Genomic DNA, 13970 nt, shown 5'->3' on the forward strand with positions numbered 1-13970 from the left:
GATTCGGTTATTGTAAATAATTGAATAATCCGAGAACACGAGGCTGTTGTTATGCGTATCATTTTGTTGGGGGCCCCGGGGGCCGGGAAAGGCACTCAGGCACAATTTTTAATGAACAAATATGGGATCCCGCAAATCTCAACCGGTGATATGCTGCGCTCAGCCATCAAAGAAGGTACCGAACTTGGCTTGGCTGCAAAGCAGGTAATGGACGCCGGACAGTTAGTGTCCGATGACATTATTATTGGTCTGGTAAAAGAACGGATTACCAAAGACGATTGTAGCAAAGGTTTTTTGCTTGACGGTTTTCCACGCACTATCCCGCAAGCCGATGCCATGCAGGATAACGGCGTGGTGGTAGACCATGTTATTGAGTTTGACGTGCCAGACGATATTATTGTAGAGCGGATGAGTGGCCGTCGGGTGCATCCTGCTTCAGGCCGTGTGTATCATCTGAAATACAACCCACCAAAAGTTGCCGGCAAAGATGATGAAACCGGTGAAGACTTAGTGATCCGTGCCGACGATGTCGAAGCGACCGTGCGCAAGCGACTGGCGATTTACCACGAGCAAACCGAGCTGCTGGTCGGTTATTATCGTAAAGCGGCAGAGGCCGGTGCTACCCAGTATCATTACGTTGATGGCACTCAGCCGGTAGATGACATCAGTGCTCAGTTGGTAAAATTGCTAGATTAAATCATTACGCCGTGCAGGCAGGAAAGCTTTCTGACCGTGCTGAAAAAGAAGCCCTCGAATGAGGGCTTTTTGCTGTAGGCTATATTCTAAGTGGCGCTAAAGTAAGCTTTTTTCAAGCGTAGTGAAAATAAATTTTAAGATAGAGTGTTAAGACTTTTTCAGCAACTCAGCCAGGGCAGTCAGTGCGTCGGCATAATCCGGTTCCTGCGCTAATTCAGGCACTAATTGTTGGTACTGCAAATGACCTTTATTGTCGATCAATAAAATTGCCCGGGTCAGCAATCCCATATCTTTAATAAGTAAACCATAGTTACTGCCAAAATCACGCCATACTGCATCGGAAACTACCGCCATATCTGCTACTTGCTCTTGCTGACAGTAACGCTTCTGGGCAAAAGGCAGATCGGTGCTAATGGTTAATAACACCACCTCATCTGGCAAATTAGCGACTTCACTGTTAAAGCGCTTGGTTTGCAACGAACAAATACCAGTGTCTACGCTGGGGATCACACTGATTAACACAGTTTTACCGCTAAAATCGCTTAGTTGTACCGTTTTAAAATTGTTATCCACGACCTTAAAGGCGGGCGCGCGCTGACCGACAGTAAGTTCCTGCCCGAGCAGCACGACTTGCTGGTTACCGGCTTTTACCTCACTGATTCTGCTGGGCAACTGGGCGGTAAGATCAATTGCCAGTGCGGGCAGGCTAAGTAGCCCCGCGCTAATAATGGCAGGGATGGCGCAGTGTTTTCTGAGTAGCTTCATCATAATTGGTGTCCTAATTATCTGGAAACAAATAGTATTTAAGCTAACAACGCAATTTATTTGATATTATTGCTGTTATCGCTGCCAGTTTTGCGTCTATTATAAACACATGTTGTGTTTAAGTGAGTGCCCAATGACCACCGCAGTATTAATTTGTGATGACTCTAATCTGGCACGCAAGCAACTTGCCCGGATCTTACCACAGGACTGGCAAGAGCGGGTTCATTTTGCCGGCCATGGTGCTGATGCACTGGCAACCCTTGAAAAAGAGCAGATTGACTGGCTATTCCTTGATTTAAATATGCCTATTATGGATGGATATCAGGTGTTGGCGGAGTTAAAAAAACGCCAGATTGAGGTCAAAGTGGTGGTGGTGTCCGGCGACGTGCAACCTGAGGCGTATCAGCGGGTGATGGCGTTGGGTGCGCTGGACTTTATCCGCAAGCCGGTTGATACCGCTAAACTACAAGCCATAATGCAAAGTGTCAGTTTACGCGCCCCCGAAACACAGCGCGCAGCGAAGCGCAGCATAGATACTGAACTTAACGCAGAGATGCGTGACGTCTTTCAGGAAATCACTAACGTAGCGATGGGCCAGGCCGGTGATTTACTGGCTCGGTTGTTAAATGTATTTGTGAAGCTGCCTATTCCCAATGTTAATGTTATTGAAGTAAGCGAGCTGCATATGGCACTGGCGTCGGTTGAGCAGCACTCGTCTACCTCTGCGGTGTGTCAGGGCTTTATTGGTGGTGGTGTTGCTGGCGAAGCCTTGTTAATTCTGACTGACTCCAGTTTTAAAGATATTGCCAGTCTGCTTAATTTTCAGGGCGAGTTAACCCCATCCACCGAGCTGGAATTGCTGATGGATGTTGCCAACATCTTAATTGGTGCGGTACTTAAAGGTATTGCTGAGCAATTAGACATGACGTTTAGCCAGGGCCACCCGGTGGTATTAGGGCAGCATGCGCCTGTCAGCGAGTTAATTAAGACAAACGCCAGACGCTGGCGCAAAACCCTGGCAATAGAACTGAGTTATGGTATTGAAAACTACAATATTAACTGCGATTTGCTGTTATTGTTTACCGAAGACAGTGTAAAAACCCTGAAGCACAAAGTTGCTTTTTTACTGGAAGAATAGCCATGAGTTTAACCAACGCCGAGTTTGATGTATCTGAAATTCATTGGTTAATGGATATGTTCCAGACGGTGGATGTTGGTTTAGTAGTGTTAAACAGTGATTATCGGATCCAGGTATGGAATGGTTTTATGGAAAGCCACAGTGGTCTGACGCCACGGCAGGTCAGGGAACGTTATCTGTTTGACTTATTTCCTGAAATTGATGAGCAATGGTTAAGGCGAAAATGCGATCCGGTCATATTATTAAAAAACAGGGCTTTTACTATCTGGGAGCAACGGCCTTATATTTTTAAGTTTAAAAACTACCGGCCGATTACCGGTAGTGCTGAATATATGTACCAGAACAGTACCATTTTTCCGCTGACTGATACCCGCGGTCAGGTTACGCATTTGTGCATTATTATATACGATGTAACAGACGCAGCTGTCAGCCGCACTGAGCTGGAGTCAATGAATGGCCGCTTGCAGCAGCTATCAAAAACCGATTTTCTAACCCAGTTAAGCACCCGTGGTCACTGGGAAGATGCCCTGATCCAGGAGTTTAATCGCTTGCAACGCTACAGTCAGCATCATAGTACCTTGCTGATGTGCGACATTGACCATTTTAAACGCGTCAATGATACCTATGGCCATACTGCTGGCGATGAGGTGATCCGCAAAGTTGCCGATGTAATTAAAGCTAATATTCGCACTACAGATCTGGCTGGTCGTTACGGTGGTGAGGAGTTTGCCATTCTGCTGGTGGATACTTCACTGGAGCAGGCTCAGTGTCTGGCGGAACGTATTCGGCAGCAAGTGGCGATATTGGCGATTAGCTACAACAAGATGGTACTTAATGTCACCATTAGTTTGGGGCTGGCAGAACGTGACGTTGGCATGCAGGAGCACCGGCACTGGATAGAAGCGGCCGACAACGCCTTGTACCAGTCTAAGGTTGATGGCAGAAACAAAGTTACCTGTTATAGCTCTGAACCAGCTTAAGGTCAGGCTAGATCACGACAGCGTTACTCCGCACTGAGAGGGCAACGCGCCAGTAACTCATTGCTGCCATCCTCGTTTAGCTGCTCTAAGATTACTTCGAAACCCCATAACCGGTGCAAATGTTTCAGCACTTCAGCGGCATTGTCGGCCAGTGGCACCCGCTGCTGTGGAATATAGCGCAAGGTTAAGGCCCGGTCGGTGTTAACATTGACGTTGTACACCTGAATGTTGGGTTCAATCTGGCTCAGATTATACTGGGCCGACAACATTTGCCGGATCCGTTGATAGCCCTCCGCATTATGAATAGCACTGACTTCCAGGGTGTTCGCTTGGTCATCGTCAACAATGGCAAATAAATGAAAATCGCGGATCACTTTTGGTGATAAATACTGACCGATAAAGCTTTCGTCTTTAAAGTTTTGCATAGCAAAATGCAAGGTCTCCAGCCAGTTGCTACCGGCAATGTCAGGAAACCACTCTTTATCCTCTGCCGTAGGATGCTCGCAAATGCGCCGGATATCGGTAAACATGGCAAACCCCAGGGCATAGGGGTTAATGCCTGAGTAATATTTGCTGTTATATTCAGGCTGTGCCACGACATTGGTGTGGCTGTGCAACACTTCCAGCATAAAGCGATCACTGACTTTACCTTCATCGTACAGGTGCTGCAAAATGGTGTAGTGCCAAAAGGTCGCCCAGCCTTCATTCATCACCTGGGTTTGTTTTTGCGGATAGAAATACTGGGAGATTTTGCGGACAATCCGCACAATTTCCCGCTGCCAGGGTTTGAGCAGCGGTGCGTTTTTTTCGATAAAGTACAGCAGATTTTCCTGCGGTTCCCCCGGGAAGCGTTGCATGCGCTGTTCTTCGCTGCTGGCTTTTAATGGAATGGTCCGCCATAAATCATTGACCTGACTTTGCAGGTAAGCTTCTCGCTCCTGCTGGCGCTTCTGCTCAATTTCCAGAGAAATTTTCTGCGGCCGTTTATAACGGTCAACACCATAATTCATCAGCGCATGACAGGAATCGAGCGTATCCTCGACCTCCGTAATGCCATATTTTTCTTCGCACCGACTAATATAGTTTTTGGCAAATACCAGGTAATCGATAATAGAGCCGGCGTCGGTCCAGGTTTTAAACAGGTAGTTGTTTTTAAAAAAAGAATTGTGACCATAACTGGCGTGGGCCATCACCAGTGCCTGCATGGTAATGGTGTTTTCTTCCATCAGGTAGGCGATGCAAGGGTTGGAGTTAATCACAATTTCATAAGCCAGCCCCATATAGCCGCGCTTATAATTTTGCTCAGTTTGAATAAATTTTTTGCCATACGACCAATGATGGTAGCCTAGTGGCATGCCAACACTGGAGTAAGCATCCATCATTTGTTCAGCGGTGATCACTTCAATTTGATTAGGGTAGGTATCAAGTTGGTAGTGGCGCGCTACCCGGGCAATCTCCTGATGATATGCATCAAGTAAATCGAAAGTCCAGTCTGGGCCATCGGGCAAGCATTCAGAGCGAGTTTGCGCTTTTGCCATAGTATCTCCTCAGGCAGCCTGTTTTTTGAAAAGCTGCCGGAACACCGGATAAATATCAGAGAGTTCGCGAATATGTTCGATTGCCATATTATCGTGGCTTGCCAGTAGTTTTTCATATTCCAGCCACAGGCTTTGGTGTGCCCGGGGCGTGATCTCGATATAAGCGTAATACCTGACCAGGGGTAACAGTTTGTTCGCCAGCAAGGCCGCGCAGGGTGCGCTATCGTCAGTCCAGTTATCACCATCCGATGCCTGTGCCGCATAAATGTTCCATTGCACCGGGTCATAACGTTCAACGATAATCTCGTGCATCAGCTTTAGTGCTGATGACACTATGGTGCCGCCGGTTTCCTGCGAGTAGAAAAACTCCTGCTCATCCACTTCTTTTGCCTGAGTGTGATGCCGTATATAAACTACTTCGACATTTTTATAGCTGCGGCTTAAAAATAAATACAACAAAATATAAAAACGTTTTGCCATATCCTTGGTGGCTTGATCCATCGAACCGGACACATCCATCAGGCAAAACATTACCGCTTTGCTGGTGGGTTCCGGTCTTTTCTGATAGTTACGAAAGCGCAAATCAAAACTATCGATAAAAGGCACGCCAGCAATTCTGGCTTTTAATGACGCGATCTGTTCTAACAGCTGCAGTCGCTGTTGCTGATCGGGTACTGGCTGTTGCTCCAGCGCTTGCAGTTGTGCTTCCAGTTCGGCCAGGGCCTTTTTTTTACCAGCGGTCATCGCTATCCGCCTGGCCAGTGAACCGCGCAATGAGCGGACGATATCTATATTGCTTGGCACCCCTTCAGCACGGAAGCCGGCTCTGACACTTTTATACTGCACCAGTTTATCAAGTTGGTTTTTTTGCAGGTTAGGTAGCGCCAGATCTTCAAATAACAGATCCAGATATTCATCTTTAGAAATACTGAATACAAAATCGTCGCTACCTTCACCATCTGCACTGGCATCACCTTTACCGCTGCCGCCTGCGCCCCCCTGGGGCCGTGGTATACGATCTCCCTCGCTGAACTGGTCATTGCCCGGATGAATAATCTGACGGCGGCCGCCTTTGCCCTGATGAAAAAACGGCTCAGTAATATCTTTGCGCGGAATAGTCACATTTTCGCCACTACTGATATCAGTAACACTGCGCTCACTAATCGCATCTGCTACCGCTTTTTTAATTTGCTGCTTATAGCGCCGGATAAAGCGCTGCCGGTTAACAGCGCTTTTGTTTTTGCCATTGAGTCGACGGTCAATAAAGTGCGCCATACTACCTCCGGCATTATTGTGATTTGCGAACCCGCAAATACCATTCCGACAGCAGCCTGACTTGCTTACCGGTGTAGCCTTTCTCCATCATCCGGTTAACAAAATCATCGTGTTTTTTCTGATCTTCGGTCGAGGTTTTAGCATTAAAGGAAATAACAGGCAGTAAGTCTTCAGTACTGGAAAACATTTTCTTCTCGATAACGGTGCGCAGTTTTTCATAACTGGTCCAAAGTGGGTTTTTACCGTTATTTTTAGCCTTAGCCCGCAGCACAAAATTAACGATTTCATTGCGAAAATCTTTAGGGTTACTGATCCCGGCAGGCTTTTCTATTTTCTCCAGTTCAGCGTTTAATGCGGCCCGGTCAAACAACTGGCCGGTTTCCGGGTCGCGATATTCCTGATCCTGGATCCAGAAGTCAGCATAGATCACATAACGGTCAAAGATATTCTGGCCATACTCAGAGTACGACTCCAGATAGGCCGTCTGAATTTCTTTACCAATAAATTCAATATACTTAGGGATAAGATAGCCTTTTAAGTGTTCAAGGTAGCGCTCTGCAACGTCACCAGCAAATTGCTCGCGCTCGATTTGCTGCTCTAACACATAGAACAAATGGACCGGATTGGCCGCCACTTCAGTGCTGTCAAAATTGAATACCCGCGATAAAATTTTGAAGGCAAAACGGGTTGATAAACCTGTCATGCCTTCATCTACACCGGCATAATCGCGATATTCCTGATAGGATTTCGCTTTCGGATCGGTATCTTTTAAACTTTCACCATCATACACCCGCATTTTGGAGTAAATGCTGGAATTTTCTGGCTGCTTCAGCCGGGACAAGACGGCAAACTGCGCCAGTGAGCTTAAGGTTCCGGGCGCACAGGGCGCCGTATTTAACTCGCTGTGCTCCAGCAGTTTCTGATAGATTTTTTTCTCTTCATTGACCCGCAGGCAATAAGGCACTTTTACAATGTAAACCCTATCGAGAAAGGCTTCATTATTTTTGTTATTGCGAAAGTTTTGCCATTCCGATTCGTTGCTGTGTGCCAGAATAATGCCGTCGAACGGCAATGCGGACAACCCTTCGGTGCCATTATAGTTGCCCTCTTGCGTGGCAGTCAGCAGTGGATGCAGCACTTTAATCGGCGCTTTAAACATTTCCACAAATTCCATCAAGCCCTGATTGGCCCGGCACAAGGCACCGGAATAGCTGTAGGCATCGGGATCGTTCTGCGCAAAATGTTCCAACTTGCGAATATCAACTTTACCGACCAAGGCCGCGATATCCTGGTTATTCTCATCGCCAGGTTCTGTTTTGGCGATGGCAATTTGATCCAGAATAGAAGGGTACTTCTTGACTACCCGGAACTGGCTGATGTCGCCATTATAGTCGTGCAGCCGTTTAGTGGCCCAGGGCGATAAAATATTACGTAAATAACGGGGTGGAATGCCATATTCCTTTTGCAATATCCGGCCATCTTCGTTGACATCGAACAGGGACAGTGGGTGATCATATACCGGTGAGCCCTTTAAATAATAGATGGGTACCTGCTGCATCAAATGCTTTAACTTTTCAGCCAGTGATGACTTACCGCCGCCTACCGGTCCCAGCAAATATAAAATTTGTTTACGCTCTTCCAGCCCCTGCGCCGAATGTTTTAAGTAGGATACGATTTGTTCAATGGCATCTTCCATGCCGTAGAATTCGGCAAACGCCGGGTAACGGGCAATGATCCTGTTAGAAAATAGCCGGCTTAACTTTGGGTCTTGTGCGGTGTCGATGAGCTCTGGCTCACCAATGGCTAATAAAAGACGCTCGGCCGCCGTGGCATAACAACTCTTGTCGTCTTTGCACAGCGCCAGAAACTCCTGGATACTATATTCTTCTTCTCGGGTGGCCTCATATCGTGATTTGTAGTGCTCAAAAATGCTCATATGCACCTCCAGCCATTGCTCGTGGGAAAACCTGATTTCGCTGCTGTTGTTGTTAAGGTTAGACAGTAAAAATCAACTTTGCCTGCCTAATTAACCGAAAATATTCATATTTTTTATTGGTGGTATGGTCAATACGTAACGCAAGCGTGCCGGGTTTACCAAAAGTAGCTTATAAATTGTAACAGGCGGTTTGAGTGACAGCAGTAGTGTGCGGGGGGGGGAATACCCGGTAGCAACCGGGTATTAGAAGATGCAGATACAGCCCTGGCTGTATAATAAATCTTATTTAGCGAAGTTATTGGCAGCAAATTGCCAGTTAACTAATGCCCAGAATGCATCCAGATAGGTTGGGCGGGCATTGCGATAATCGATATAATACGCGTGTTCCCACAAATCGACAGTCAGTACCGGGGTTAGCGTAGCATCCTGAATAGGAGTAGCAGCATTGCTGGTATTAACAATATCCAGGCTGCCATCGGCTTTTTTCACTAACCAGGTCCAGCTTGAACCAAAGTTATTTACTGCCTTGTCATTAAACGCTTTTTGGAATTCAGCGAATGACCCCCATTTTGCGTTAATCGCATCGGCCAGCGCACCAGTTGGTTCACCGCCGCCGTTTGGCGTTAAGCAGTGCCAGTAAAAAGTATGGTTCCATACCTGAGCGGCATTGTTAAACACACCACCTTCTGAACTGCGGATAATCTCTTCCAGTGATTTGTTGGCAAACGGCGTACCTTCAATCAAACCGTTCAGTTTAACCACATAAGTATTGTGATGCTTGCCGTGGTGGTATTCCAGGGTTTCTGCTGAAATATGAGGGGCTAAAGCGTCTTTGGAATAAGGTAATGCTGGTAATTCAAAGGCCATTGTTGTGCTCCGTTTTCGTTGTTAAAGATGTCTGCATCGCGTAGACTACAAAACCTGACTAATTTACTCAAGTTTTAACTTGTGTCAGTTTTACGCTTAACAGGTTGCTCTGGTTCGGTAAAAACAACCTGCTGTTTATAGAATGATACGTCAGATATTGGGTTTTTTTTTGTTAACTCAAGTGGCAGCCAGTAAAGATAAGCGTAAAATAGCCTAAATTGTTTAGTTTCTGCAGAGGTAAAAATGGAGACGTTGGATAAAATTAAGCAGCAAATTGCTGAAAACCCTATTTTGTTATTTATGAAAGGCTCGCCAAAATTCCCCAGCTGTGGCTTTTCTGCTCAGGCTTCACAGGCCCTGATCGCCTGTGGTGCACAATTTGCTTTTGTTGATATATTGCAGCACCCTGACGTTCGGGCTGAATTACCAAAATATGCAAACTGGCCAACTTTTCCTCAGTTGTGGGTTGAGGGTGAGCTGATTGGTGGCTGTGATATTATCCTGGAAATGTTCCAACGCGGTGAATTGCAGCCATTGATTAAAGCAACAGCAGCAAAAATGCCCGCTGCGGATGCTGCCACCGACGCAGAATAAGCCATGGGTTGGTTGTAAACCGTAAAACAAACAGGGAGCGAAAGCTCCCTGTTTAGTGTGTGCTATGCCGTTAGTCAGCAGCCAGCGGCGGCCAGCCACCTAAACCTTGCCATTTATTGACAATGTAACAAAATAGCTCTGCCGTGCGCTCGGTATCGTATAAAGCGCTATGAGCTTCTTTGCTGTCAAAAGCGATACCTGCTTGCTGGCAGGCTTTGGCTAGCACGGTTTGGCCCAGTGCCAATGCTGCCAGGCTGGTGGTATCAAAAGAAACAAAGGCATGAAAAGGCGAGCGCTTGTAATTAGTGCGGGCAATGGCTGCATTAACAAAGCCCTGATCAAAAGCGGAGTTATGCGCTACTATCACGGTACGCTGGCAGCCCGCTGCTTTTTGCGCTTTACGCACGGCTTTACATATTTCAGTCAGTGCTTCCCGCTCTGATACTGCACCACGTAACGGGTTAAAAGGGTCAATGCCATTAAATGCCAGTGAGCTGGCATCCAGATTAGCACCTGCAAAGGGTTCAACATGAAAATGCAGAGTTTCTCCCGGGTTAAGCTGGCCGGCTTCATCCATTTGCAACAGGTTTACCGCAATTTCCAGCAAGGCGTCAGTCTTGGCATTAAAGCCTGCCGTCTCAACGTCGATAACTACAGGATAGTAGCCACGAAAACGTTGGGCAAGCAGGGATGTTTTTTCTGTCATAAGCCAACCATTAAAAAATGCAGTGCGCATTATGCCAAAAAAAATAGCTAACGTCTTGTGTTCGGCACAGTGTTTGCTTATTAAACTTAGGGAGCCAGTATTATTGATACCGGCAACGGTGTGCCAGCCTGGCCGCCAAAGTCACTATTTTCAGAGCAGGGTAGAGTGAATGCCTAAATATGTTTTAACTATCATGGTATTAGCGTGCGCGCTGCACACCGGCAGTAGCAGTGCTGTCTCGCAGCAGCTGCGTCAATATTCTGCCAATATTGAGCAATCAAGCTGGCAGCTAACCGCTAAGACACCATTACTCTGTCAGTTGGAGCATAGCATTCCACACTTTGGTAATGCTGTATTTCAAAGTAAGGCCAGTAAAGCGCTCAATCTGAATTTTGAGCTGCAAATGCTGCGCTTGCCAGACGCTTACAGCCTGGCAGAAGTATTGTCGGTACCACCGGCCTGGCGCCCCGGCGAGCCGGGCAAAAACCTCGCCAGCATGACCTTACTGCAGCAGTTTAATGGTGAATTGCCCAAAAAGACCGCGTGGACCTTGCTCACCGAGCTGGAACAGGGTTTTAGCCCTACTTTTTATTATGCCGACTGGCATAGCCCCTACGACAAAGTTGCCGCGGTGCTTAATCCGGTGCAATTTACACCGGGCTATTACGCTTTTAACGAATGTATCGCGGCCTTGCTGCCGTACAGTTTTGATGACATTGCTTTTACGGTGCTCAGTTATGAGTCGGGCAGTGACAAGCTTACCCGTGAATCGCAGCGCCGACTGGCGCAAATTGCTCAGTATTTGCAGCACGACCCTGATATCGACAGCATCGAGTTACAAGGCTATACCGACAGTTACGGCGGCCGGTGGATGAACGAGCAGCTTTCTATCCAGCGTGCAGAGAAAATCAAACAGTTTTTAATGGCAGCCGGTGTTGCAGATGAAAAGGTGCAAGTGGATGGCTATGGCGAGCGGCGTCATGTGGCGTCGAATCAAACCAGCCTGGGCAGGGCGACAAATCGCCGGGTGGTATTGCAAATGGCCAGGCCATGACCTCGATTAATATCGGGTCATGACCAGACACACTACTGCACCATAATATCTACCTGGCGCCAATCATTCTGCTCAGAGATTAGAATTCTGACTTGCTGCTGATTAAGCCGGTAGAAGAGGTTCAGCCGGCCATGGATCATGGTGCTGTTGCTCGGTTCTCCCAGTTGTTGCTGGTAAAACTGTTGTAGCTGGCTCATCGATTGCTTACTGAAATAGCTGAGCACCGCCGGCAGTTTGTTATCTAGCCGGGCAAACTCCCGGGCGTCGCTCGCCAGCGGCACCTGATAAAAACTGGCCGCTACCGCGTTTACAGAGGCTACACTAATTATGGCCGAGGCCAACAACAGAGCTAAAGATCGCATTTTATTTCCTTTTGTGCAGTGCGATAGTTTGGCATAACCATAGCAAATTTCAGCGGGCTTTGACCAGCAGAACGCATCAGCTTGTTACACGACAATAAAAGATAATTTTCAAACTGTTGCCACCGGTTTATTAAAGCGGTCGGCGGCTATTGCCTGGCGAACAACATTAGCCATAGGTTGCGGCTGGCCAGCAATTTCGCACGCCAGCGTTTCAGCTAACAGCGGCGCCAGTAAAATGCCCCGCGCACCTAATCCCCCTAAAACATACAATCCCTGTTGTCGACCGGTTTTGCCAAGCAATGGCAAGTGATCTGGCACCGTAGCCCGAAAAGCAGCACGGGCGCCATGTACCTGAGCCATGCTAAACCAGGCTGGCTGCAGTAACTGATGATTAACCAGTGCCAGATTCTCCTGGTTATCTGCTGCTGCCACATAGGCCTCAGTTGCATTGCGATCGAAGGTTGCGCCCACAGCATGCAGGCCATCCAGTGCCGGGGTGATGTAGCCTTTATGGCATAATACGGTGTTCAGTGCTTGCATCGAGGCACAGCTGATATGACTAACCTGGCCCCGCACCCGATTTACCGGCAGGTGTTGGCTTTGGCTGAAGTCAGTGATATTGGCGCCACTGGCCAGTACCACGCAAGAATAGCGGTGGGTTTGGCTTGCTTGTTCGCAGTCCAGATACTGAACTGACCACTGAGACTGTTCCTTTGCCTGGGAGGCAGCAGCAGACAGCCCGGTCACCCGACAACTAAACTTCGCGTTAAATAATGCTGATTGTTGCAACTGAACTAACGCCGCCTGACAAAACTGCTGCGGGCTCAGCCAGCCGGCTTGCGGCAGAAAAATGCCGCCCTGCGCCAGCTCAACCCCTGCCAGTTGAGAGGCTTCGGTGGCGTTTACCGGGTAAACCAACGCCGCTGGCCAGTTTGCATAATCAACAAGTTTTTGCTGACGCAGTGCTAAGGCCGGGGTTGTTGCCAGATGTAAGACACCACACCATTGCATGGCAAACACCATACCCTTTGTCGCCAGCTGCTGGTAAAAGTGTCTGGCAAAATAAAATGCCTGACAGTGTAACAGGCTGGCCTGCGTCAGCTCTGGATGTAAATTGGGATAGACCGCGCCTTGTAAGTTGTGCGAGGCACCCTGTGCTACCTCGGCATCGGCGCAGATTAATTCAGTGGCAATGCCTTTTGCAATAAGTTGTAATGCCAGACACAGCGAGGCGATACCCCCGCCAACAATGGCCACTTTCTCTGCTGCTTCTACGTGCTCTGTGCCGCTTGCTGCAACAGCATTGTCTGTTGGCGGGCTAAAGTTTGCCGTCAGCATTTCGCGTTTGCGGCCAAAACCTTTGACCTTTTTTATTGCAAAGCCATTGTCCTGCAGACCACGTTTAACCAGGCCGGCGCAGGTAAAAGTGGCTACCGTTGTTTGCGCGCAACTTAACCGTGCCATCTGGCTGAATAATTGTGGTTGCCACATTTGCGGGTTTTTCCCCGGTGCAAAACCGTCCAGATAGAATGCATCCGCTTGATTTTGAACAGGTAATTGTGGAAGTAGTTCGTTGACATCCCCCAGCCATAAATCTAACACCACAGTACCGTCATCGAAGGTTAGCCGGTGGCAACCGGCAACCGCCGGTGGATACTGCGCCAGTAGTAACTGGCAGTGCTCGCTAAGTTCTGTATGGACTTGCAGTGCCAGCGTCAGATCGGAGCGGCTAAGCGGGTACTTTTCAAAGCTGGAAAAATACAAGTGGCGGCACTGTGCGGCTGCATGCTGCTGCCGGTACTGCCGAAACTTCTGCCAACTTAGCAAAAAATTAGCGCCGGTGCCAAAGCCGGTTTCTATTATATGAAAGTGTGTTGCCGGATGCTGTTGCCAGCGCGCGGGTAAACCATTTTGCTGTAAAAATACATAGTCGGTTTCTGCCAGGCCACCGTCGTTTGAAAAATAAATGTCATCAAAATCGGTGGCGACTGGGGTACCCTGTTGGTTAAAGTGAATATTGGCATGTTTCAGCGATGGCATTTTGGTATCCGGCTGGAAA

At 47.9% G+C, this 13970-nt stretch carries 13 protein-coding genes; 5 read left to right on the plus strand and 8 right to left on the minus strand.

The annotated features are described in order from the left end of the window. The first annotated feature begins 51 nt into the window (after positions 1 to 51). Positions 52 to 696, plus strand: a complete 645-nt coding sequence (gene adk, locus WG68_RS01865; protein WP_046555922.1) for an adenylate kinase — start codon at positions 52 to 54, stop codon at positions 694 to 696. 147 nt (positions 697 to 843) lie between these two features. On the opposite strand, the gene tpx is transcribed toward adk, so the two are convergent. Continuing rightward, positions 844 to 1464: a thiol peroxidase gene (tpx, locus tag WG68_RS01870; protein WP_083981760.1), complete on the minus strand. Its 621-nt coding sequence runs from the start codon at positions 1462 to 1464 to the stop codon at positions 844 to 846. Between the two features lie 130 nt (positions 1465 to 1594). Here tpx and WG68_RS01875 point away from each other — a divergent pair, with 130 nt between their 5' ends. Both WG68_RS01875 and WG68_RS01880 read left to right on the plus strand, forming a co-directional pair. Next, positions 1595 to 2599: a response regulator gene (locus WG68_RS01875; protein ID WP_046555993.1), complete on the plus strand. Its 1005-nt coding sequence runs from the start codon at positions 1595 to 1597 to the stop codon at positions 2597 to 2599. 2 nt (positions 2600 to 2601) lie between these two features. Beyond that, the gene (locus WG68_RS01880) at positions 2602 to 3579 is read left to right on the plus strand and encodes a sensor domain-containing diguanylate cyclase (RefSeq protein ID WP_046555923.1); all 978 of its coding nucleotides are present in this window, start codon (positions 2602 to 2604) and stop codon (positions 3577 to 3579) included. A gap of 23 nt (positions 3580 to 3602) precedes the next feature. Here WG68_RS01880 and WG68_RS01885 read toward each other — a convergent pair whose 3' ends face one another. From WG68_RS01885 to sodB, 4 genes are all read right to left on the minus strand, one after another. Then, entirely contained in the window at positions 3603 to 5117 is a 1515-nt protein-coding gene (locus tag WG68_RS01885; protein WP_046555924.1) for a SpoVR family protein, read from the minus strand. A gap of 9 nt (positions 5118 to 5126) precedes the next feature. Further along, positions 5127 to 6392: a YeaH/YhbH family protein gene (locus WG68_RS01890; protein WP_046555925.1), complete on the minus strand. Its 1266-nt coding sequence runs from the start codon at positions 6390 to 6392 to the stop codon at positions 5127 to 5129. 13 nt (positions 6393 to 6405) lie between these two features. After that, entirely contained in the window at positions 6406 to 8328 is a 1923-nt protein-coding gene (locus WG68_RS01895) for a PrkA family serine protein kinase (protein WP_046555926.1), read from the minus strand. Positions 8329 to 8610: 282 nt separating this feature from the next. After that, positions 8611 to 9195: a superoxide dismutase [Fe] gene (sodB, locus tag WG68_RS01900; RefSeq protein WP_046555927.1), complete on the minus strand. Its 585-nt coding sequence runs from the start codon at positions 9193 to 9195 to the stop codon at positions 8611 to 8613. A gap of 243 nt (positions 9196 to 9438) precedes the next feature. Between sodB and WG68_RS01905 the strand changes: the two genes are divergently transcribed. After that, complete coding sequence (locus tag WG68_RS01905) at positions 9439 to 9789, plus strand: Grx4 family monothiol glutaredoxin (protein ID WP_046555928.1); 351 nt, start codon at positions 9439 to 9441, stop codon at positions 9787 to 9789. Between the two features lie 70 nt (positions 9790 to 9859). Here WG68_RS01905 and rnt read toward each other — a convergent pair whose 3' ends face one another. After that, a complete protein-coding gene (gene rnt, locus WG68_RS01910) occupies positions 9860 to 10495 on the minus strand; it encodes a ribonuclease T (RefSeq protein WP_046555994.1) in 636 nt (211 codons plus the stop codon). A gap of 169 nt (positions 10496 to 10664) precedes the next feature. Between rnt and WG68_RS01915 the strand changes: the two genes are divergently transcribed. Further along, positions 10665 to 11549 carry a flagellar protein MotY gene (locus tag WG68_RS01915; protein ID WP_046555929.1) on the plus strand — a complete coding sequence of 295 codons (885 nt, stop codon included), beginning with the start codon at positions 10665 to 10667 and terminating at the stop codon, positions 11547 to 11549. Between the two features lie 32 nt (positions 11550 to 11581). Here the strand turns inward: WG68_RS01915 and WG68_RS01920 are convergent, their stop codons facing one another. After that, positions 11582 to 11911: a hypothetical protein gene (locus WG68_RS01920; protein ID WP_046555930.1), complete on the minus strand. Its 330-nt coding sequence runs from the start codon at positions 11909 to 11911 to the stop codon at positions 11582 to 11584. Positions 11912 to 12019: 108 nt separating this feature from the next. After that, positions 12020 to 13951, minus strand: coding sequence for a bifunctional tRNA (5-methylaminomethyl-2-thiouridine)(34)-methyltransferase MnmD/FAD-dependent 5-carboxymethylaminomethyl-2-thiouridine(34) oxidoreductase MnmC (gene mnmC, locus WG68_RS01925; RefSeq protein ID WP_046555995.1), 1932 nt, complete (start codon positions 13949 to 13951; stop codon positions 12020 to 12022). Positions 13952 to 13970 lie beyond the last annotated feature (19 nt).

It is taken from the genome of Arsukibacterium ikkense, assembly GCF_000987775.1.
Lineage (GTDB): Bacteria > Pseudomonadota > Gammaproteobacteria > Enterobacterales > Alteromonadaceae > Alishewanella > Alishewanella ikkense.

Coding starts and splice junctions, on each gene's coding strand:
- adk (WP_046555922.1), top strand. CDS start 52: ATGCGTATCATTTTGTTGGGGGCCCCGGGGGCCGGGAAAGGCACTCAG.
- tpx (WP_083981760.1), bottom strand. CDS start 1,464: ATGATGAAGCTACTCAGAAAACACTGCGCCATCCCTGCCATTATTAGC.
- WG68_RS01875 (WP_046555993.1), top strand. CDS start 1,595: ATGACCACCGCAGTATTAATTTGTGATGACTCTAATCTGGCACGCAAG.
- WG68_RS01880 (WP_046555923.1), top strand. CDS start 2,602: ATGAGTTTAACCAACGCCGAGTTTGATGTATCTGAAATTCATTGGTTA.
- WG68_RS01885 (WP_046555924.1), bottom strand. CDS start 5,117: ATGGCAAAAGCGCAAACTCGCTCTGAATGCTTGCCCGATGGCCCAGAC.
- WG68_RS01890 (WP_046555925.1), bottom strand. CDS start 6,392: ATGGCGCACTTTATTGACCGTCGACTCAATGGCAAAAACAAAAGCGCT.
- WG68_RS01895 (WP_046555926.1), bottom strand. CDS start 8,328: ATGAGCATTTTTGAGCACTACAAATCACGATATGAGGCCACCCGAGAA.
- sodB (WP_046555927.1), bottom strand. CDS start 9,195: ATGGCCTTTGAATTACCAGCATTACCTTATTCCAAAGACGCTTTAGCC.
- WG68_RS01905 (WP_046555928.1), top strand. CDS start 9,439: ATGGAGACGTTGGATAAAATTAAGCAGCAAATTGCTGAAAACCCTATT.
- rnt (WP_046555994.1), bottom strand. CDS start 10,495: ATGACAGAAAAAACATCCCTGCTTGCCCAACGTTTTCGTGGCTACTAT.
- WG68_RS01915 (WP_046555929.1), top strand. CDS start 10,665: ATGCCTAAATATGTTTTAACTATCATGGTATTAGCGTGCGCGCTGCAC.
- WG68_RS01920 (WP_046555930.1), bottom strand. CDS start 11,911: ATGCGATCTTTAGCTCTGTTGTTGGCCTCGGCCATAATTAGTGTAGCC.
- mnmC (WP_046555995.1), bottom strand. CDS start 13,951: ATGCCATCGCTGAAACATGCCAATATTCACTTTAACCAACAGGGTACC.